The 20,777-nt window shown below is 55.9% G+C and carries 23 protein-coding genes; 17 read left to right on the top strand and 6 right to left on the bottom strand.

Going from position 1 to position 20,777, the window contains the following annotated elements; translation table 11 throughout:
• Positions 1-25: 25 nt before the first annotated feature.
• A complete protein-coding gene (locus KGZ93_01310; protein ID MBS3908264.1) occupies positions 26-1,204 on the top strand; it encodes a phosphopentomutase in 1,179 nt (392 codons plus the stop codon).
• A gap of 4 nt (positions 1,205-1,208) precedes the next feature.
• Here KGZ93_01310 and KGZ93_01305 read toward each other — a convergent pair whose 3' ends face one another.
• The 3 genes from KGZ93_01305 to KGZ93_01295 all read right to left on the bottom strand — a co-directional run bounded on the left by KGZ93_01305 (position 1,209) and on the right by KGZ93_01295 (position 4,370).
• Complete coding sequence (locus KGZ93_01305) at positions 1,209-2,318, bottom strand: fructose 1,6-bisphosphatase (GenBank protein MBS3908263.1); 1,110 nt, start codon at positions 2,316-2,318, stop codon at positions 1,209-1,211.
• Between the two features lie 133 nt (positions 2,319-2,451).
• Positions 2,452-3,333 (bottom strand): DivIVA domain-containing protein, encoded by an 882-nt coding sequence (locus KGZ93_01300; protein ID MBS3908262.1) that lies wholly within the window; start codon positions 3,331-3,333, stop codon positions 2,452-2,454.
• 278 nt (positions 3,334-3,611) lie between these two features.
• On the bottom strand, positions 3,612-4,370 hold the full coding sequence (locus KGZ93_01295; protein MBS3908261.1) for a hypothetical protein: 759 nt from the start codon (positions 4,368-4,370) through the stop codon (positions 3,612-3,614).
• 183 nt (positions 4,371-4,553) lie between these two features.
• Here KGZ93_01295 and KGZ93_01290 point away from each other — a divergent pair, with 183 nt between their 5' ends.
• The 9 genes from KGZ93_01290 to KGZ93_01250 all read left to right on the top strand — a co-directional run bounded on the left by KGZ93_01290 (position 4,554) and on the right by KGZ93_01250 (position 12,663).
• Positions 4,554-5,861 (top strand): pyrimidine-nucleoside phosphorylase, encoded by a 1,308-nt coding sequence (locus KGZ93_01290; protein ID MBS3908260.1) that lies wholly within the window; start codon positions 4,554-4,556, stop codon positions 5,859-5,861.
• A 127-nt stretch (positions 5,862-5,988) separates the two neighbouring features.
• Entirely contained in the window at positions 5,989-8,631 is a 2,643-nt protein-coding gene (locus tag KGZ93_01285) for a CBS domain-containing protein (protein MBS3908259.1), read from the top strand.
• 15 nt (positions 8,632-8,646) lie between these two features.
• Positions 8,647-9,231: a site-2 protease family protein gene (locus tag KGZ93_01280; protein ID MBS3908258.1), complete on the top strand. Its 585-nt coding sequence runs from the start codon at positions 8,647-8,649 to the stop codon at positions 9,229-9,231.
• Between the two features lie 48 nt (positions 9,232-9,279).
• The gene (gene trpS / locus KGZ93_01275) at positions 9,280-10,266 is read left to right on the top strand and encodes a tryptophan--tRNA ligase (GenBank protein ID MBS3908257.1); all 987 of its coding nucleotides are present in this window, start codon (positions 9,280-9,282) and stop codon (positions 10,264-10,266) included.
• A gap of 21 nt (positions 10,267-10,287) precedes the next feature.
• Positions 10,288-11,034, top strand: coding sequence for a segregation/condensation protein A (locus KGZ93_01270; protein ID MBS3908256.1), 747 nt, complete (start codon positions 10,288-10,290; stop codon positions 11,032-11,034).
• Positions 11,031-11,612: an SMC-Scp complex subunit ScpB gene (gene scpB / locus KGZ93_01265; GenBank protein ID MBS3908255.1), complete on the top strand. Its 582-nt coding sequence runs from the start codon at positions 11,031-11,033 to the stop codon at positions 11,610-11,612. Before KGZ93_01270 ends, scpB begins: the two co-directional genes overlap by 4 nt.
• Positions 11,613-11,746: 134 nt before the next feature.
• On the top strand, positions 11,747-11,989 hold the full coding sequence (locus KGZ93_01260; GenBank protein MBS3908254.1) for a ribbon-helix-helix protein, CopG family: 243 nt from the start codon (positions 11,747-11,749) through the stop codon (positions 11,987-11,989).
• Positions 11,974-12,309, top strand: a complete 336-nt coding sequence (locus tag KGZ93_01255) for a type II toxin-antitoxin system PemK/MazF family toxin (GenBank protein ID MBS3908253.1) — start codon at positions 11,974-11,976, stop codon at positions 12,307-12,309. Before KGZ93_01260 ends, KGZ93_01255 begins: the two co-directional genes overlap by 16 nt.
• Before the next feature lie 33 nt (positions 12,310-12,342).
• Complete coding sequence (locus KGZ93_01250; GenBank protein ID MBS3908252.1) at positions 12,343-12,663, top strand: multidrug efflux SMR transporter; 321 nt, start codon at positions 12,343-12,345, stop codon at positions 12,661-12,663.
• Between the two features lie 54 nt (positions 12,664-12,717).
• Here the strand turns inward: KGZ93_01250 and KGZ93_01245 are convergent, their stop codons facing one another.
• Together KGZ93_01245 and KGZ93_01240 are read right to left on the bottom strand one after the other, a co-directional pair.
• Positions 12,718-13,047, bottom strand: coding sequence for a nucleotidyltransferase domain-containing protein (locus KGZ93_01245; GenBank protein ID MBS3908251.1), 330 nt, complete (start codon positions 13,045-13,047; stop codon positions 12,718-12,720).
• Complete coding sequence (locus tag KGZ93_01240; protein MBS3908250.1) at positions 13,023-13,403, bottom strand: HEPN domain-containing protein; 381 nt, start codon at positions 13,401-13,403, stop codon at positions 13,023-13,025. Before KGZ93_01240 ends, KGZ93_01245 begins: the two co-directional genes overlap by 25 nt.
• Positions 13,404-13,692: 289 nt before the next feature.
• On the opposite strand from KGZ93_01240, the gene KGZ93_01235 reads away from it, so the two are divergent.
• Positions 13,693-14,064, top strand: coding sequence for a DNA cytosine methyltransferase (locus KGZ93_01235; protein ID MBS3908249.1), 372 nt, complete (start codon positions 13,693-13,695; stop codon positions 14,062-14,064).
• Here the strand turns inward: KGZ93_01235 and KGZ93_01230 are convergent.
• Positions 14,040-14,765 carry an rRNA pseudouridine synthase gene (locus tag KGZ93_01230; GenBank protein MBS3908248.1) on the bottom strand — a complete coding sequence of 242 codons (726 nt, stop codon included), beginning with the start codon at positions 14,763-14,765 and terminating at the stop codon, positions 14,040-14,042. The two genes, KGZ93_01235 and KGZ93_01230, sit on opposite strands and share 25 nt — an antisense overlap.
• A 75-nt stretch (positions 14,766-14,840) precedes the next feature.
• Between KGZ93_01230 and cobU the strand changes: the two genes are divergently transcribed.
• The 6 genes from cobU (at position 14,841) to KGZ93_01200 (ending at position 20,741) form a co-directional block, all read left to right on the top strand.
• Positions 14,841-15,590 (top strand): bifunctional adenosylcobinamide kinase/adenosylcobinamide-phosphate guanylyltransferase, encoded by a 750-nt coding sequence (gene cobU, locus KGZ93_01225; protein ID MBS3908247.1) that lies wholly within the window; start codon positions 14,841-14,843, stop codon positions 15,588-15,590.
• Positions 15,587-17,110 (top strand): cobyric acid synthase, encoded by a 1,524-nt coding sequence (locus tag KGZ93_01220; protein MBS3908246.1) that lies wholly within the window; start codon positions 15,587-15,589, stop codon positions 17,108-17,110. The genes cobU and KGZ93_01220 overlap by 4 nt, the downstream gene beginning before the upstream one ends.
• Before the next feature lies 1 nt (position 17,111).
• A complete protein-coding gene (cobD, locus tag KGZ93_01215; GenBank protein MBS3908245.1) occupies positions 17,112-18,098 on the top strand; it encodes a cobalamin biosynthesis protein CobD in 987 nt (328 codons plus the stop codon).
• 61 nt (positions 18,099-18,159) lie between these two features.
• Positions 18,160-18,696 (top strand): cob(I)yrinic acid a,c-diamide adenosyltransferase, encoded by a 537-nt coding sequence (locus KGZ93_01210; protein ID MBS3908244.1) that lies wholly within the window; start codon positions 18,160-18,162, stop codon positions 18,694-18,696.
• Positions 18,697-19,578, top strand: a complete 882-nt coding sequence (locus KGZ93_01205; GenBank protein ID MBS3908243.1) for a GHMP kinase — start codon at positions 18,697-18,699, stop codon at positions 19,576-19,578.
• Positions 19,579-19,598: 20 nt separating this feature from the next.
• Positions 19,599-20,741, top strand: a complete 1,143-nt coding sequence (locus tag KGZ93_01200; protein ID MBS3908242.1) for a threonine-phosphate decarboxylase — start codon at positions 19,599-19,601, stop codon at positions 20,739-20,741.
• The last annotated feature ends 36 nt before the right edge of the window (positions 20,742-20,777 follow it).

Here is a 20,777-nt window from a genome sequence, read left to right as displayed (position 1 = left end):
AACGACTGCGACTTACAGGAGAGATATGTCTCAGATAAAAAGGGTATTACTGATAGTTTTCGATAGCGTCGGCGCGGGCGCTCTGCCCGATGCCGCCAAATACGGGGATGAGGGGAGCAACACGCTCGGCAATACCGCGAAAGCGGTAGGCGGGCTGGCCGTTCCCAACCTCGGCGCCTTGGGGCTCGGCAATATCATAGAGATAGAAGGGGTCGAGCCGGCGGAGCAGCCGCTTGCGTTCTTCGGCAAGATGGCCGAGGCGTCCCCGGGTAAAGACACTACGACCGGGCATTGGGAGATGATGGGCTTAGCGCTCGAGACCTTGTTCCCGACCTATCCGAACGGTTTTCCGGCGGAGGTCATCGATGCCTTCGAGAAAGCGATAGGGCGGGGAACTCTCGGCAACAAAACGGCCTCCGGCACCGGTATCATGGAAGAACTCGGTGAGGAACACATGAAGACGGGCAAGCCGATTATTTACACCTCGGCCGATAGCGTCTTTCAAATCACGACTCACGAGGAGATAGTCCCGATAGCCGAACTCTATTGGATGTGCGAGGCGGCGCGCAAGATTCTAACTGGTGAGCACGCGGTGGGCCGGGTTATCGCACGGCCGTTTATAGGGGAGCCGGGGAGTTTCGCGCGGACTCACCGGCGAAAAGACTTCTCCTTGAAACCGCCGGCGAAGACCGTTTTGGACTACGCGCGGGAGGCGGGTGTCCCCGTCTACGGCGTCGGCAAGATACGGGAGATATTCGCGGACATGGGCGTCCCGGAAGGAATCCACACGGAGGGCAACATGCACGGCCTAGACGAGACCCTCAAGGCAATGCGCGAGCGCAAAACGGGCATCGTATTTACGAACCTCGTCGATTTCGACAGTGAGTGGGGACACCGGAATAACCCCGAGGGTTACGCGCGGGGGCTGGCCGCGGCCGATGCCCGCCTACCCGAGATTGTCGAAGCGCTAGAGAGTGACGATGTCTTGATAATCACCGCCGACCATGGCTGCGACCCGACAACCCCGAGCACCGACCACTCCCGCGAATACGTGCCCTACCTTATCTATGGGCGCTCGTTAGGCCCAGGCAGGAGTCTCGGCGTGCGGTCGACCTTTGCGGATATAGGGAAGACCATCGCCGACCTGCTCGGTTTCGAGGCGCCGGTCCGCGGGACCAGTATGAAGAGCGAGTTGTTACCTTAACGGCTTAATCCTCGGATGGTTCGAATTTGCTTTCGAATTTCTCCATTAACTGCGGCATTGTCGTGTACTCCATGTCTTCGTGGCCGAGCCGGTGCGGCTCGAATGGCCCATGACGGCGGATATAATCGGCTACCTCGAGGCATTGCCGACGAGCCCCGTCGAAGGCGATGTCCTCGAACATGTCACGGGGGCCGATAAGCTTGCCGTGAGCGAGCTGGAAGCCGTAGGCTACGACTCTGGGTGGGCCATCGAACCTGGAGGGGTGGCAGTCGGCAAAGGATGTCGGCATTATAGGCCCATGATGGGAGCCGCGCATCCAGCCCGCGACCATATACGGCATCGAGAACGGCTCGAGAACTTCGCCGACCGCCGGAAGCCCGCTCTGGCAGCGCACTATCATAACCGGGTCGTCTTTGCCGACATATCTGCCGGCTATCAAGCTGAGTTTCTGCGTCGAGGTTACGGCCGCGATCATGTTGTCGGAGTTTCTGAAGACATGTTTGATAACGTAGCGCCCGGGCGCGCCGATGAACATCAGCAGCGAGTAATAATCCTCCGGCAGTTTGAGCAGCAGCTTCCGCTTGTTAATGAGGTCGTGAATCTCGAAACTGAAACCCGTCGTCATGTTGGGGTCGATGACGAGGCCCGCCGTATTGAACGGGTCGCCGAACATCTTAAACAGGGGATAGTTCCAGGCGCCCGGCTCGGTCTTGTCCGCGAGGAAGCAGATTATCGGCTCGCTCGGGCGCTCCTCGATGTCCATTTCCGCGACACCCGGACCCATCCCTCGAACATTGCCGGAGAACGCTTCGGCCAGCAGGTCTTGCCCCGCGCCGTATTGCGCGTATTCCCTCGCGACCTCGGTCATCTCCTCGAAGGTCTCCCAAGCGAAACGGTGTATCGGCTCGGCGTCGATGCCGTTGTGGTGGGTCATTATCAACGAGGTATCGTCCCCGACCTGACCGACATGGTAATCGACGATAAGGCCGTCCGCTTTTATCTTCGCCAGCCGCTCACCCGCTTTGTCGAGAAGCGCCGGGTGGACGTCGCTATGCCCAACGAACCCGCCGACATCCGCCTTGATGATGCTGACCGTCAGTCTATTATCAGCCATGTCTCCTCCCTTTCTACTCCGCTGGTCCAGAGTCAAATGCTCTAGGCCATACTTTATGCGCGCGTATTTACTCGGTATTTACCCGTTATTATTGAAGATTATTGGGGTGTGCGGATTTGGAGATAAGAAGGCTTTAGCTCAAGAGCTTTCTAAACTCGGGTATTTCTTTATCGAGATACCAGAAGATCTGTCCGATTGGCGAGCCGGCCGATGCGATGATTCCGAGCATTACCGACTCGGTAACGGGGTTAAGGATGACGACGAGTTTATCTAGCTGAAGGAAGAGCATCCGAACGTGTCCGTCTTGAAGGCCTATCTCAAGATCTTCGGCGCTCTTTTCCAACGATACGAGCGCAGAGGTTACGTCGGGAAGGTCGATTCTGAGCCGGTTGAAGGACGAAACGACGTTACCGGTGACGGTAAACAGCCAAACTGTGCTGACGCCTTGGATGTCGCCGAGGCGGGTAAGTCTTTCGAGCAGCAACTTCTCGGTAGAGAGGTCCGTCGCTAGCGGGCGTTTGCGTTCCAGGCGCGGCTCGGGCGCGGCCGTCGGGCCGTAGGTGCGCCGTTTAGCGCCGCTTTCATCGGCACATTGGGCTTCGGCAAAGAGGCTCGTGTAGTGGTCGAGAATCGACTTTACTTTCGAATGAAGCTCCTGCTTCGAGATGACAAGTTCCTCGTGTTCGTTTAGAAAAGCATCGCGCTCGGCGCCTGCCGCTTCTATCGGCTCGCGTGCTTCATCCGAGGCTCTCGCAATTATCGAGGCCGTTTCATCGGTCGCTTTATCGACAATTTCAGCGGCGCGTTTACCGAAGTCATCTTCGGGGACCGCGGCCTCGTCGACGAGTTCCCTAAAGTCGGAGAGTATCTCTTCCGTAGCGCCCAGTTCTGTCTTTAGACGCTCGATTTCATCCTTAGCGATCCGCAAGTCGAGATGGAGTTTCGCCAGGAATCTATCGACGTCGTCTTTTTTATAACCAAAGAGTTCTCTACCCAATTCTTGGTCGTCTTGCACGCCAATCCCCTATTTAGAAAGATTCGTTCTTCATTTATCGCGGCGACACCAACAGGAACTCGTTTAATATATGCTCCAGCATGCCGCACGAACGAGGCAATGGCTGGAATTACAGTATTATACATTGTATTCATGCTCCAGCACATGTTCAACTTAAACAAAGATGGATAAACGACGAGGGGCGGTCGGCGATTGAATCCGGAAAATGAAGGGCTTGGGGGCGCATACCGGTCGTAAGTATAGTATTTGGCGTCGAACTTATTTACGGCGCTTGTCTGCTATTTCTTGGCGGTCGTGGTAGTCGTCGCGGGTGCCGGCCGGCTCACCCGTATTCCCTTCCAGAGTTCGAAATCGCTCGGGGCGACAGCGCCGATTCTCAAGTAATCCCAATCGATAAAGCGGACGGCGCCGCCGCTTTTGTCGCCCTCCCAGCGGGCGGGAAGGTCGTCTTCGGTGAAGGTGAGCGCGGCGTTCTCGCCGGAGGGTAAGATGTCGAGCAGGCTGTGCGTCCCCGACGCCGTCGCTGTTGAGAGGCCCTCCAAAAACATCGTCGCGATAAGTTCGTTAAACGCGGGCATATTAGTCGGGTCGAACGGTGTTTCGTGCGCTATTCGGGTCGGCACGTCTATCACCCAGAGCTTCTTTTGCGCGGCGTTGACAATGAGCACCTTGCTCTTGGTGGAATTTTCGAAACGGTAGTTCAAACCGTCCTGCGTCCAAAGTCCCTCGAAGCCTTTTTCGGTCGAGACTTTCGCCCTGAATGGTCTCTTTCGGGCCGAGGTAATAACTAGTTCGAGCTGCTCACGCAAGTGATCTTCGGGGGTAAGCGGCATGAGTGAGTTGTTTTCGGCGGTATTGTTTTGGACGGTCTCCAGAGCCGGCTCATCGACTTGCCCCGCGACCTCGAACAGGACGAGGGCGGCGGCGAGCATCACCAAAATGACGATTGCGGGGAGCGCCCCCGGTTTCTCGTCTTTAATCCGCGCGAAAAAAGACTTATCTTCAGTTGTCCTAGGTTTTGTTTTTTTGCCGCTCATAATTGAAAATAAAGACACGGCTCGACGAGCCGATTGTTTTACGTGCCTTTTTAGGGCAAGCCCTGATAATATATATAGACATTATACACGATAGCCGCAAAGACTGTGCAAAGCGCGGTTTAGGGACGGTGAGAGCGGTGGAAGAAGAGGATATGGCGCGCGGTGGAAGAGGAGGCGGATACGATGAGCATTACGCGGTTGCTGGCCAAGAAGCGCGACGGTAAAGCCCTGACCGATAGCGAGATACGGTTTTTAGTCGGCGGCTATGTCGCCGGCGAGATTCCCGATTATCAGATGTCGGCGTTTTTGATGGCGGCCTTCATCCGGGGACTCGACGAGGATGAGACCTTTTCGTTGACCGGGGCGATGGCCGAGAGCGGTGAAACCATTGACTTAAGCTCCATCGGCGGGGTTAAAGTAGACAAGCACAGTACCGGCGGGGTGGGCGACAAGGTGACGCTGGTTCTGGCGCCGATGATGGCGGCGGTAGGCGCGAATGTCGCCAAGATGTCGGGGCGCGGGCTCGGGCACACGGGCGGCACTATCGATAAGCTCGAGTCGATACCCGGCTTCCACAGCGACCTCGGCCGGGGCCGGTTTATCGAGCAGGTAGCTGAAATCGGAATCGCCCTAATCGGACAGACCGATGAGATCTGCCCGGCGGATAAGAAGATATATGCTTTGCGTGATGTGACGGCGACGGTGCCGAACATTCCGCTGATAGCGAGCAGCATAATGAGTAAGAAGATAGCGGGCGGAGCCGATGTGATACTCCTCGATGTCAAGGTGGGGACGGGCGCGTTCATGAAGACGCTCGACGAGGCTAAAGAGCTGGCGCAAACGCTGGTGTCGCTTGGCAAGCGCTTCGGGAAGCAGTCCGTTGCGGTCATAAGCGACATGAGCCAACCCCTCGGAATCACCATCGGAAACGCGCTCGAAGTTGAAGAGGCGATAGATACGATGAAGGGCTTCGGCTCGCCCGACTTGCTCGAGCTTTGCACAGAGTTGGGTGCGCAGTTGATGATGAAAGCGGGCCTGGCGGCGAGCCCGCGGGAGGCCGTTGAGGCGCTCAGCGAGGTTCTGGAAAGCGGCAAGGCTTTAGAGAAATTCAGGGAGTTCATAGAAGCGCAAGGCGGCGACGGGAGCGTCGTCGACGACCCGAGGCGGGTCTTGCCGCACGCCAAATATGTAGAGGATTTGATTATCGCGGATAGCGGCTATGTGGTCGGTGTCAACGCCGAGGAACTCGGCGTCGCGGCGCGCATCCTGGGCGCGGGGCGAAAGACCAAAGACGACGTCATCGACCATACGGCGGGAATCGTCGTCGCGAAAAAGGTCGGCGATTATATCAACGCGGGCGAGACCGTCGCGCAGATGCGAAGCGGCGACGCGCATTCGCCGGCGGCGGTGAGCAGTTTGGTCTATGAGGCGTTCACCCTATCGCCAAACCCGCCGGAAGCTAAGGCGCTCATTTATGATATTATTGATTGAGATTTGCGACGCGATAAACGGCGATTACCATGCCTTAAAAAACTTTTACATATATCGGGCATAATGGATAGAACAAACCGTTTGAACTTTAGCCAAACGGTTTTTCTGGTAAAGAGCAGGCAACGACATGGAAGTAATAACCGCGCACATAAACGCCGATTTCGACGCGTTCGCGTCGACGGTGGCGGCGCAAAAAATATATCCGGACGCCAAGATAGTCTTGGCCGGGGCGCAGAACAAGAACGTCCGGGAGTTTTTGGCGCTCCATGATGACGTAATCGACACGCTGGAGCTTAAGCATCTCGATAAGAAGACGGTCTCGCGCCTTATCATTGTGGATACTAAGATAGGCCGGCGCCTCGGCGAACTCCAAGACCTCGCCTACAAGCCGGGAATCGAGGTCTTCACCTTCGACCACCACCCTTCGACCAACGAGGACGTTCCAATTACCAGGGATTTCTCGGAAAACGTCGGCTCGACGACGACGATTCTGACAAAAATAATCAGGGACAAAGGGATTAAGCTTACGCCGTTCGAGGCGACGCTCTTCGCGCTCGGCATACACGAGGACACCGGCTCGCTGACGTTTAGAACGACCACCTATGATGACGCGGAAGCGCTGGCATATCTGATGGGCAAGGGCGCCAACATCGACGTCATCAACCGGTTTCTCAACCCGGTGCTCGAGCCGGAACAGCACGACCTGTTGGACAGGCTGCTCCACGCGTCGCGCGTCATCGACGTTAGCGGCACTCCCATTATGGTGACGAGAGCGGTCGTTGACGAATATATCGAGGGCGGCTCGGTCGTCGCCTCGAAGATAGCCGACATCGAAAATATCGATGTCCTATTCGTCCTGCTCGAACACGACGATAGGGTCTATATCATAGGGCGCAGCCGCACCGAGGTCGTCGATGTCGGAAAGATTCTTGAGGATATGGGAGGGGGAGGCCATGCCCAGGCGGCCTCCGCGTCGGTAAAAGAGAAAGACGCCGCGATAGTCGAGGCCAAGCTTGAACGAGCTATACGAGCGCATGTAAAAGAACCGTTGACGGCGCGTGAGATAATGTCGGCGCCGGTGCGCACGATTAACGCGGATATCAGCATAAAAGACGCCAATAAATTGATGATGAGTTATGGATATAACGGGCTACCCGTCGTCGAGGACGGCAAGTTGGTCGGTATTATCGGACGGCGCGAGATAGACAAGGCCGCCCATCACGGTTTGAGCCACGCGCCGGTCAAGGGCTTTATGATGCGAAGGATAGAGCCGGTCGCGCCGGACACACCGCTCCCCGACATACGGCGCCTGTTGAGCGACGAGAGTCTGGGGCGGATACCGGTTGTCGATAAAGGCAAGGTAATCGGCATCGTGAGCCGTACCGATATCCTCAAAGCGCTCGGGGGAAGTGAGTATTTCAGCGGCCCGAAAGGGGCGCTCCACGCCAAAGCCGAGTATAGTCGAGGTGAGATAGCCCAGAAGATAAAGACGCTGCTGCCGGGGGACGTCCAGAAGCTCTTGCGCGACATCGGGGATTTGGCCGACGAAACCGGCTACACGGTCTACCTCGTCGGCGGTATCGTCCGCGACCTCTTGCTCGACCACAGAAACCTGGACGTGGATATCGTCGTCGAAGGTGACGCAATCGAATTCGCCAACCTTTTCACCGCGCATGTCGGGATAGGCGCCCGGATGCGGCCTCATCGCAAGTTCGGCACGGCGGTCGTCATTATGCCCAATGGGTTCAGGGTCGATTTCGCGTCGGCAAGGGCTGAGTTCTACGAGAGGCCGGGCGCGTTGCCGCAGGTAGAGCCGACCTCGCTCCGCCACGACCTGGCGCGCCGCGACTTTACGATAAACGCGATGGCGGTGAGCTTGAACGCCAAGACCTTCGGCAAACTCCTCGACTATTTCAACGGGCAACGAGATTTAAAAAACGGGCGCGTCCGCATATTGCACAACTTGAGCTTCATCGAGGACCCGACGAGAATCTTTCGCGGCGTCCGGTTCGAGCAGCGGTTCGGCTTCAAGCTCGATTCCGAGACCGAAGAGCAGCTCCGCAAGGCGATTGAGATGGATTTAATCGGACACCTATCGGATGCGCGCGTCAGGGACGAGATGTTGCTGATTCTCTCCGAGGCGGCGCCGTTTAAGACCTTGAAACGGCTTCAGGAGCTGGGAGCGCTCTCCATCCTGCACCCAAAAATCGTAATCGATACCGAACTCAAAGCGCTCTTTGGCCGCATCGGCGACGCGGTGCGCGAACTCGACCATCATTTCGCCCATGAGGTAAAGAAGCTGATGCCCTATCGGGCCGGACTTCTCAGACATCTAAATAAAAAAGAGCTGGAAGCATGGCTCAGCCGCATGAAAATAAAGAAATCCGACAAGGCGCGGTTGGAGGAGCTGATACTCGAAGTCCCCAAGGTCTTGAAGGGGTTGGAGGGGAGCGAGCGGCCCAAGAACAGCGATATCTACAAAATGCTCAACCCGCTATCCCCGGAGGCGCTGGTCTTTGCGCATGCGCTGACCAAGAGCCTCGCGGCGCGACGGCGCATCCATTACTATCTTTCGAGCCTGCGCGGCGTCAAAGTATCGGTCGATGGACGGGCCCTGCGGAAAATGGGATTTCCGCCCTCACCGGTGTATAATATTGTTTTGAGAGAGCTGTTGGCCGCAAAACTAGACGGAAAAATCAACACGCCCGAAGAAGAACTGGAATACGTAGCCGGCCGGTTCGACCGGCTCGATAAGGAGAGTATGGAGTAATTGAATTTAGAGAGTATGCTTTTTAGAATACCGGCGCTGCTTATCGCCGTTACGGTCCACGAATTTATGCACGGAAAGATAGCGCACCTATACGGAGATTCGACCGCCAAAGACCAGGGACGATTGACGCTCAACCCGCTTAAACACCTCGATCCCTTGGGTACGCTCATGATAATCGTCGCGGGCTTCGGCTGGGCTAAACCGGTTCCGGTCAATCCGCACCGGTTCCAAGACCCGCGCAAACACATGATGCTGGTAGGCCTGGCGGGGCCGCTCGCCAACTTTACGGCGGCATACCTTTTGGCGAGGCTCTTTTATCTGCCGATGCCGGAGGTCGTTTCAACGCTTCTGGGCGTTACGATATGGATAAACGTGATGCTCGGCATCTTTAACCTGTTGCCTATTCCGCCGCTCGACGGCTCGAAAATAATCCCCTATTTCTTACCCGAGAGTATGCAGGACGCCTGGTACGGTTTCGAGCAGTACGGGTTTATCATCCTCCTGGGCCTCGTCTTTCTCGTGCCGGGATTCTTAAGCACGGTTCTGGGCCCGCCAATCGAGTTTATGTTGCGGTTTGTCTACGCGGGGTTGCCCGCGTAGACCCGAGAAGATAAGCTGTAAGCTGACAAACAAGGAGATGAATATTATTTGGCTAAACGAGTTGTAAGCGGGCAGCGGCCGACCGGAAGACTCCATCTGGGGCACTACTTCGGGACGCTGCAAAAATGGGTGAGCCTGCAGGATGATTATGATTGCCTCTTTTTTGTGGCGGATTGGCACGCGCTGACCACCAAATACGATGACGTCGGCGAGATAGCCAACGATACCCGTGAGATGGTCATCGATTGGCTGGCGGTCGGTCTCGACCCGAAGAAGTGCTTTATGTATAAGCAATCCGAGATTCCGGAGGTAGCGGAGTTATACCTCTATCTATCGATGATAACGCCGGTTTCGTGGCTGGAGCGGAATCCGACCTATAAAGAGGTCGTCCAGGAGCTGACCGGGAAAGATATTTCAACGTCGGGCTTTTTGAGCTACCCGATATTGCAGGCCGCCGACATCATCCTGCCACGGGGCGAAGTGGTGCCCGTCGGCGAAGACCAACTACCGCACCTGGAGCTTGGCCGCGAGATAGTAAGACGATTCAACTTCCTATACGGGGATTATTTTGCGGAGCCGCAGTCGATGCTGTCGCCTGTCAAACGGCTTCTAGGCATAGATGGCCGCAAGATGAGTAAGAGCTATAATAATTCGATTTACCTCTCGGACGAGCCCGATACGATTCGCACGAAGGTTAACCAGATGATAACCGACCCGGCGCGCATCAAAAAGACCGACCCGGGCAGCCCGGATGTGTGCATGGTCGTCTATCCGATGCACCAGGTTTATACGCCGTCGGCGGAGCTTGAGGAGATAGAGGTAAAGTGCCGCGAGGCCGCGTGGGGATGTATGGCGTGCAAGCGCGAGTTGGCCGATAGGATTGTCGACTCGCTCACCGGGTTCAGGGAGAAACGCGCCGAAATAGAGCGCGCGCCGGGCATAGTCGATGAGGTGTTAAGAGAAGGATTGCACCAGGTGAGGCCGATTTGCCGCGCGACAATCAAAGACGTGCGCGAAAGGCTCAACATTAGATGATGGTAAAAGAGGGGCGGGACAATGGCGTATCAGATTAAATCAGAGATGTATGAAGGGCCTTTTGACCTCCTCTTAAGTCTGGTTTCGCGCCGGAAGATAGACATTTACGATATTTCGCTTGCGGGGATAGCCGATGAGTACCTCGAGCATATCGATTCGATGCAAGACCTCGACCTCGATATAAGCACTGAGTTTTTGCTGGTAGCGGCGACCCTTTTGGATATTAAAGCCGCGAGCCTGCTTCCGAAGAAGGAAGAGGCGTCCGAGGAGGACGAGATATCGCCGCAAGAAGCCCGCGAGATTCTAATCGCGCGGCTGCTGGAGTATAAGAAATTCAAGAACGTGGCGGCGGAGCTTGCCGCGAGATACGACGCCGAAAGCAAATACCACCTCCGTGATGTCGGCGTCGAAGAGGAGTTCAAAAACCTCATACCCGATTTTCTTGCGGGCGTCTCGCGCGAGCGGATGCGCAAACTCTATCTTGCGATTAACGAGAAGAAAGAGATAGGTTTAACCCAAGCCGACCACATCACCCCGAAACCGCTGAGCGTCGAGACCTTTATCGACAGGGTAAAAGAGCGGCTGCGCGGAGTGAAGTCGAGAAGTTTCCGCGAGTTGACGGCGGACTGCACCGAAAAGGTCGAACTCATAACGGCGTTTCTTGCCGTACTCGAGCTTTATAAGCAGGGTATCGTCGACATCGGGCAGGCGGAGACCTTTGGGGATATCATGGTCATAGTAGCGGATAAATCGGGAGTGATAGCGTGAGCGATACTAATGTGAGATTGCGCGGGATAGTCGAGTCGCTGCTGTTCGTGAGCGACCAACCGCTCTCAGTGGAGAAGATATCGGAGATTGTCGAGGTAGACGGGGAGGAAATCAAAAAAGTACTCGAAGACCTCGAGAACGAATACAAGCGCGCCGACCGCGGTTATCAGCTAAGGGAGGTTGCGGGTGGTTTTCGGATGAATAGCCACCCGGCATACAGTCCGTACATCGAGAAACTCCTCATCTCTTTCGACCACCGCAGGCTCACCCAGGCGGCGCTGGAGACGCTCTCGATTATCGCCTACAAACAGCCGGTCACAAAGGCCGATATCGGCGCTATCCGCGGCGTCAATTCAGACGGCGTCATAAACACGCTGCTCAACCGCGACTTGATAAAAGAGGAAGGCAAGCAGGACACGCCGGGCCAACCGATACTCTACGGAACGTCGACGCGTTTCATGGAGTCGTTTGGCATGCGCAGCCTCGCCGAGCTGCCGCCACTCGACGAATTCAACCCCGACGAAGACATCAGGCGCCAAATCGAGGATAACCTGCGGACACAGGCGGTTGTGGAGTAGGGCGATTGGGCTGCGGATATGCAATACACGAGAATAGCACAGACGTTCTACCGCGCTGAACTTACTCTCAACACATTACGCACGAAATAAATATAGTGGTATGATATAAGGTAATACCAGGGAGGTGCCTGTTCATGGGAAAAGCAAAGATTGCCATCACTTTAGATGAGGGATATGTTGAACAGATTGACAGGCTTGTTAGTGAGCGCGTCTTCCAAAATCGCAGCCAGGCGGTTCAGGAAGCGGTGTCCGAGAAATTGCGGCGAATGAAACGCAGTCGACTTTCGACGGAATGCGCAAAACTTGATCCGGCTTTTGAAAAAGCAATGGCCGAAGAAGGCATGAACGAGGATATAAGCGAATGGCCCGAATATTAAGGGGCGAGGTTCGCTGGGCTGATCTAAATCCTGTTCGAGGCCGTGAGCAGGCGGGATTAAGACCGGTGTTAATCTTAAGCAATGATGTTTTCAATGAGCGCTCGGGTACCGTTATCGCGGTTGCGATTACAAGTCAGCCGCAAAAAGCCGGATTTCCGCTAACCCTTGAATTAGTCGCCGGTAATTTGCCAAAGCAATCCCGGGCTAAGATTAGCCAAGTTCGCACACTTTCAATCGAGCGAATCGGCAAGCTCATGGGCAGGGCGTCCCAAGAAGAAATGGCGCAAGTCATCGATGGCTTGAATGAAATAATTGCCTAATAAATCACGTCGGCGCATGGCTAAGGAGTGACAATGGCTTGGATTAATCTGATAATCGCCGGTCTCTTTGAGATTGGCTGGCCCCTGGGGCTAAAACTCTCGCAAACGACAAACAACAAGGTCTCGTGGATACTCTTCGCTGTTGTCTCTATGGGCGTTAGCGGCTTATTCCTCTGGCTGGCCCAAAAGCAAATACCGATGGGGACAGCCTATGCGGTGTGGACGGGGATCGGAGCCGTCGGGGCGTTTGTCATAGGGATACTGCTCTTCAAAGACCCCGCGACCATCTTTCGGATTGTCTCAGTAACATTCATCGTCGTCGGGATTGTCGGGTTGAAATTGTCTCATCCATAGAGCGAAATCAGCGGAAATCATTTAGGGAACGGCTAGACCATGAGAGAGATGATTTCAAGCGGCCGTTAAGTCGATGCCCTCACGTACGGCCTCGCGAACAATAGTAATTTGGCCGGCCTTCTCATTAAATTCGGCAGGTGTATAACACAGGGCTTCTAATGCTTGGGGTAAGCGCCAGTAGTTATAAAGCATTTTAGTGCGAGCGGTAAAGAAGATTCCTTCAAAATCCGGCGAAACGACTACAAAGTCATAGTCGCTATCTTTAAGAGCCGCATTCCCGGCTCTTGATCCAAAAAGGATAACTCGAACTATATTAAAATTACTTTTAATATTCTGTATAAACCGTAACACTTCTTTGTCTACTTTAACTTCTGCTTGACCCATGCAACTATCTCCTCAGCTTGGACAAGATGTACGCTTGCCAGTTTTTCGTCATAAAGTTCGGCGGGCGCTCCATAGGCGGCATCCGGATATCTGCTGGTTATGTATTCGGGTCCTAAATCTCGAACACTTGTCATAATTTCCTCCGGTGATTCTAGGGCTGTCCCTAGCGCAATCAGATTATGCGTTTTTGTGGGCAGTTCTCTCATCGTTTCAATAAAAAGCGCTTTTAATGCTTTTTCAGCGGCTTGATGCGCGAAAAACACGCACGCATAATAGCGCCGGGCGTACAGGTTAACCCGCGCCGTTACTAAGTCTTCATTTGCTTGCTTCCACCAAAGTTCTGTTTCCGGCCTCATGTTTCTATTATAACGGTAAATATCTACTCAAGCGATAGAGCTATAGCGATTTTCACGGGGCCGGCTTAACGCTCCGAGACTAAAGCGTCCGCCCTGTACGCCGGAGGTCAACTTATGTCAAGAATACAAATCGATTCACAGCTTGATTAATCTGCGGTAATGTCAGGGCGCGATATATTATCACCGGTATGTTATATGGCAAAATCAACGGATTTGCAATATTATATGGATTAGCATAAACAATGTTGGGCACCTAAGGAGAGCAATTCGTAGATGAAAGCCGAAAGAGATGAACGTTTCAGCGGCCACACGCTTGTCGATTTTACGGTTTTTGAAAACCTTCCCCCGCTCCTTTCGCATCGATGGCCCTCGTGTTGAAATCCAGCGTCAAATTGGAAATGCTGTTCCATCGCTTCTAGCGGAAGCGTTGGCTAGAGAAATTGTGAGTCAAGTTACTGGAAAGAGCTTTAGTGGACGCTACAATTTAGAGGTGGAGCGGGCGCAAACTATTGCTCCACCTGAACCCGTGTTTGATGTCCCTCAAGAGTATCTTCCCCTTTTGGGAAAACATGCCCCTCATCCAGGTACGGTCAAGGGGCGGTCCTATCAAAACAACCACCCCCAAAAAACACAACCCTACTTCAACCTAACCTCCCGATAAAGTTTGTCTATCTCCGCCTCGGTCAAGTGGCGGCAGTCACCTATGGGGATGTCGCCGAGGATTATGTTGTCGATGGCTATGCGTTTTAGCATGACGACGTCGTGGCCGACGGTTTGGAACATGCGGCGTATTTGGCGTTTTCGGCCTTCGTGGATGGTTATCTCGACTATCGATGTGGCCTTGGTGCGGTTGAGGATGGTGACTTCGGCGGGGGCCGTTATGCCGTCCTCCAGCATGATGCCTTGGCGGAGCATCGCGAGGTCGCTGTCGGCGGGATGGCCTTCGACCTCGGTGATATAGCGCTTCTTTACTTTATAGCGGGGGTGGGTGAGCCGGAAGGCAAGCTCCCCGTCGTTGGTCAGGAGCAGGAGACCCTCGGTGTCTAAATCAAGTCGGCCCACGGGGAAAACCCGGTCGCTGATGCCGCCGAGAAGGTCGATGACCGTGGGGCGTCCGAAATTATCGGTAACGCTCGTCAAGAAGCCGGGGGGCTTGTTGAGCGCCAGGTAGATATGGGCTTCTTTAAGGCGGAGCAGTTTGTCGTCGAGTTCTACCCGGTCGGTGGTAGGATTGACCTTCGTACCCAGTTCGGCGACGACCTCGCCGTTGACCTTTACCCTGCCGTCGGTGATATATTTTTCGCACTGCCTGCGCGACCCCGCTCCGGCGCGTGCCATGAATTTTTGTAAGCGCTCTTCCATCTGTCCCACCGCTTCTATAGTTTGCGAGTCGCTTATGATTATAGCAAAGAAACCGCGCGTACGCATGATAAATGCATGGGACTCGCCGCTATTGTCCGCGAATACGGAGGCGGGTGCGCCAAGAGACTTACCGGCAGTGAGCCGCGCTATTGGTTGTATGGTCAGGTATTTATGCATATAATCGAAGAGCATATGGATATCCAGGCGCCGCTTTGGGCGGAGAATAGGGAAGCCGGTGAGAATCCGGCGCGGGGAGTTATGGAAAAAGACAACGGGTCGGTAATCTTGTTTTTGGGCGGGGCGCGCAGCGGCAAGAGCGCGCTAGCCGAGAATATCGCGTCGGGATTTGACAAGGTGGCGTATATCGCCACCGCCGAGGGGATAGACGACGAGATGATCGAGCGCATCGAACAACACCGGAGCGTGAGGCCGAGCAACTGGGCCACCTACGAGGTCGACGGGGGGCTATCCGAGACCTTTGAGAAGGCGGCCGACGGTGCCGACGCGGTAATCATCGATTGCGTGACGGTGTATGTCGGGCGACGGATGCACAAGATAGCCAACGACCTGGAGATTGTCGAGGAGATTGTCGATGTCATAAAGGCCGCAAGCGTCTCGGGAAAGACGGTCCTTATCGTCTCGAACGAGGTGGGTATGGGCGTGGTGCCGGAGTATCCGGTGGGGCGCAGGTATCGCGACTTGCTGGGGATTATCAACCAGCGCATCGCCGCGCTCTCGGACAAGGTGATTTTGACGATAGCCGGCGTCCCGGTCGACATCAAGGCGCTCGGGATAGCGGACGCCGAATACACGGGTCTAGCATGAACGCAAAGACCATAATGTTTCAGGGGACCTCCTCTGACGCGGGAAAAAGTCTGTTGGCGGCGGCGCTCTGTCGCATACTCGTTAATAAAGGCGTCAAAACGGCGCCGTTTAAGAGCCAGAACATGGCGCTAAACTCGTATCCCACTGTGGACGGCTGTGAAATAGGGCGGGCGCAGGCGTTGCAGGCGATGGCGGCGCGAATCGAGCCGTCCGTCCACATGAATCCAATCCTCTTAAAACCGACGGACAACCGGCGCGCTCAAGTAATCGTGCGCGGCAAGGTCTATAAAAACCTTTCGGCGCGTGAATATCACGAAGAAAAGGCGGGCCTCCTGGGGTTGGTCGAGGAATCGTTGGGGATATTGCGCGCGCACAACGATGTCGTGGTAATCGAGGGCGCGGGCAGCCCGGCCGAGATAAACCTGAAAAAAGAGGATATCTCGAACATGAGAATCGCCAAGATGGCGGGCGCTCCGGTGATGCTCGTTGGAGATATCGACCGGGGCGGGGTCTTCGCCTCACTCGTCGGCACCCTCGAGCTGCTCGACGAAGACGAGCGCGACTTGGTGAAGGGCTTGATAATCAACAAGTTCCGCGGCGATGTGAGCCTGCTGACGCCGGGAATCGATTTCATAGAAGAAAGAACGGGAGTCAGGGTGCTCGGTACCGTCCCGTATGTGCTCGACCTCAAGATAGACAGCGAGGATTCGCTCGCGCTCGATCGGGCCAACCGCGTAACCGCAAACGGGGCCGCCGTCGATATCGCGGTCATTCGACTGCCGCGCATCGCGAACTTTACCGACCTCGACACCTTCGGGCACGAGCCGGGCGTCAACCTGCGCTATGTCTTTCCGGGGGAGCCGATTGGCGAGACCGACCTCATCATCATACCGGGGTCGAAGAATACCGTCGAGGACATGGCGGCGCTCCACGAGACCGGCATGGCCGCCCGCATACGGGAGAGCAGGCTCGCCGGGACGCCGGTCATCGGCATTTGCGGCGGCTACCAGATGCTCGGCGAGTTTATCGAGGACGAGTTCGGAATCGAGAGCGACCGCAAGGCTATCGAGGGTATCGGGCTCTTGAGTTGCGGCACCCGGATGTCGCGCGAGAAGGTCACCGTGCAGGTCGAAGCCGAGGTTAGGGGCGGCGGCAAGATGCTTAACGGCGCGACTGGTGGTAAAATAACAGGTTATGAGATACATATGGGCGTCACGCACCGGCTCAACGGAGCCGACGACGCCTTCAGGATAGTCAAAAGGGGCGCCGGAGCTGAAGATATCAGCGACGGTTGCGTCTCGGACGACGGGCTGGTGCTCGGCACATACATACACGGCCTCTTCGACAACGGCCTTTTCAGGAAGTCGGTTCTCGACTATTTGAAAGAGCGCAAAGGGCTGGTGAAAGACAGCCTGGGTGTCGATTACCGGGTCTATCGGGATAAAGAACTCGATAGGCTGGCCGGCGTCGTCGAGTCGAGCCTCGATATGGATTATATCTTTAGTTTGATAGGAGTTTAATGTGTTGTGGGTTCAAGTGGCCATTGCTTACGTGGTCGACCTTGCCATCGGTGACCCGAGGATGATACCGCATCCGGTCGTCCTGATAGGCCGCTTTATCGCTTATCTCGAAGGCCGGGTGTTGGCCCGCGAGTTGAGCGCGGCGGCGAAGCGGGTTGCGGGCGCGCTGGTCGTCGCCGTGGTCGTAGCGTTAAGCGCGGGCACAACCTGGGCAATCATATACTTTGCATACCAGGTCCACTTTACATTAGGGTTTATCGTCTCGATTTGGCTGATATCGACGACCATTGCGACGCGCGGCCTTCTCGATAGCGCGAAGGACGTGGCACGCGCGCTAGATAGCGACGATTTGAGCGAGGCGAAGTTGAAGGTCGCCGAGATAGTCGGGCGCGACACTAAGACTATGAAGCGCAAGGACGTGGTACGCGCGACGATAGAGTCGGTCTCCGAAAACGCGGTCGACGGCGTCATAGCGCCGCTAATCTTCGCCATGATAGGCGGAGCGCCGCTGGCGATGGCGTATAAAGCGGTCAACACGCTCGATTCGATGCTCGGGTACAAAAACGAGCGGTATGAGGATTTCGGATGGGCCGCCGCGCGCCTCGACGATATCGTCAACTACATCCCGGCTCGCGTTTCGGTCTTGATATTGTCGATTTCCGCACTGTTGATACGCCGGGATGCTCTAAAAGCCCTGACGGTCGCGGTACGCGACGGGCGCAAACACGCCAGCGTCAACAGCGGCTACCCCGAGGCGGCGGTAGCCGGAGCAATGGGCGTGCGCCTCGGTGGGACGAACCGCTATGACGGTGTAGCTAGAACGAGCGGTTTCTTGGGCGACGCCAAAGGAGCGCTCACCCAGAAGAACATCAACGAGGTCGCCTGGCTCGTCTTTGTCGCATCGGCGATTACCGTGCTTATCGGGCGCGCGGTATATTTCTTAATCGGCGCGGACTTCGGGCAGTTGGTTAAATTGTTTGGCGGTTAAATTGTTGAAGCAAGCAGATTGCGTATAAATCTTTATCAGTGAACTACTAGGAAAGACATCGATGGACCAGAAGAAAGAACTCGGTTTAATCCATATATATACTGGTGACGGCAAAGGAAAGACGACGGCCTCCGTCGGGCTTGCGGTGCGCGCCGTCGGGAGCGGTTTTCGCGTCTGTATCATCCAATTTATGAAGGGCGAGAGCGAAGAGTCGGGTGAGATAACGACGATTAAGGGCTTCGATTCGGTCTCGGTATCGCGCTTCGGAGGGAACTTGCTCAAAAAGGACCATCCACCGGTCGAGACGATAAAGGCGGATATCTCGGCGGGCCTGCAAAAAGCACGGGACTTGGTTGAGGGCGGCTCCTGCGAGCTGCTCATTCTAGACGAGATAAATGTCGCGCTCTCGACGGGCCTTGCCGATTTAGGCGAGGTGCTCGAGCTGGCGCGGCTCTGCAAGGGCAAGACAGAGCTGGTGATGACCGGGCGCAACGCCCCCCGCGACTTAATGGATATCGCCGATTACGTTACCGAGTTTAAGATGTTAAAGCACCCCTTTGATGAGGGGATTCCAGCTCGCTGGGGGATAGAATATTAAATGGCTATAAGAGTGATGGTGCCGGGGAGCTGCGGCGAGCTGGTCCAGGGGACGATTGGCGGCGTCGATTTTCACGTCACATGCCCGATAGATAGGTTTTCGACGGCGACGGCGACGGTAGAGCGCAATGGCCGGGTTATCGTCGCGGACGGACTCGATAAAACAGCCGAGGCGGTCCGTCTGACGATTGAGCGGAGCGGCATCCCGGCCGGGGTGAGCATCGATATCGTTAGTGACATCCCGCACGGCAAGGGCATGGCGTCGAGCACCGCCGATATCGCGGCCGCCGTAACGGCAACGCGTCTCGCCCTCGGGCAAGCCGCCTCCACCGAGGAGCTTGCTAAGATAGCGCTCTCAATCGAGCCCACCGACGGCATCTTCTTCGACGGCATCGTCATCTACGACCACCGGAAGGGCTTAAGGTTCGAGCCGATAGGGGCCGCGCCGCCGCTCGACATACTCGTTCTCGAGCCGCCCGAAGAGGTGGATACGGTCGTTTTTAATAAGAACAAACTCTCGTCGCATTCGGTCGACGAGCACCTAATAGGCGAAGCATTGGATATGGCGGTCACCGCCATCAAATCCTGGGATATACGGCTTTTGGGGGAGGCGGCCTCGATGAGCGCGCTTCTCAATCAGAAGCTGTTGATGAAGCCGGTCTTGCCCGACGTAATAGATGTTTGCAGGCGAAAGGGCGGCGTCGGCGTCAATGTGGCGCACAGCGGGAGCGTGATGGGGATGCTCGCGGAGGCGGGCTACGGGCAGCGGTTGTTCGAGCGGGTCTCGCATTTGATACCGCGCGCATGCAACGCTTATCTGGTAAGGCTCGTCGATGGCGGCGTACGCTATGCCGATGACCGGGCCTTTATTGTGACCGCGTAGGAGAGTCGGGGGCGCGGCTTTTGACAGCCGCGATAATTGGATATTGGGACGGGATAACGGGGAGTGACGAAACGGATAGACTAAGTGAGCACGGGGGCAACATAAAACGGCTGGCGGAGCGGCTGGGAATCGACGGTGGCGAATTGGTCGATTTTAGCTCCAACATCAACCCATACGGGCCGCCCGAGAATGTAATGGCCGCTGTTAGGCGCGCGGTCGAGAGCATTAGCGAGTATCCCGAGCAGCAGGCGGAGAGCTTCGTTGCGGCGGCGGCCGATGCCTTGCGGGTCGACCCGGAAAATATAGTCGCAAGCAACGGGAGCATCGAGCTGATATATATAATTCCGCGGGCGTGGGATGCGCGGCGGACTCTGTTGCTGGTGCCGAGTTTTACCGAATACGAGATCGCGCTAAAGAAAATCGCGCTAAAGAAAACGGGAGCCGAGATAGCCTACGAGAAAGCACTCGATGCCGCAACCGCGCTGGAGCGGCTCGAAGAGGCGTCGCGCGAGACGGATATGGCGATTATCGGCAACCCCAACAACCCTTGCGGGTACGCAATTGGGCGCGGTGACTTACTCGACCTTATCGATGAGCGGCCGGGTTGTCTCTGGGTAATCGATGAAGCGTTTATCGATTTTGTCGAGGCGCCGGAGCGGGCTACGCTCGCCAACGACGCTATAGCGCGCGAGAATGTGGTGGTCTTGAGGTCGCTGACGAAGATGTACGGTATTGCGGGTTTAAGGCTTGGCTATATGATAGGGTCAACCGCCTTGGCGCGGAAGGTGCGCGCCGAAAAGCATCCCTGGAGCGTCAACAATATCGCCCTCGAAGCCGGTATCGCCGCGCTTGGGGCGGGCGATTTCGCGGAGTCGAGCGCCGCGTCGCTGGCAGCGGAAGCGCGTCGGCTCTCTCTGGAAATCTCGGGTGTCGCGGGGTTGAGAGTTTATGAGCCGTCGACCAATTATATATTGGTCGAAATCGAAGACGGCGAGCGGTCGATGACATCGGCTAAGTTGCAGGTAGAGATGTTGCGGCGCGGGATAGCGATTCGCGATTGCGGCTCATACACCGGTTTAGACGAGCGCTACTTCAGGGTGGCGGTCAAACGCCCCCGGGACAACGATAGGTTGCTCGCCGCGCTGAGAGTGTGTTTACCGTAGCTCAGCCCTTTAGGGCTGATTGAGTAGCAGCAAGCG

This window comes from Actinomycetota bacterium, from assembly GCA_018333515.1.
In the GTDB taxonomy this organism is placed as follows: domain Bacteria; phylum Actinomycetota; class Aquicultoria; order Aquicultorales; family Aquicultoraceae; genus Aquicultor.
This window is presented reverse-complemented; position numbering and strand designations above follow the sequence as displayed.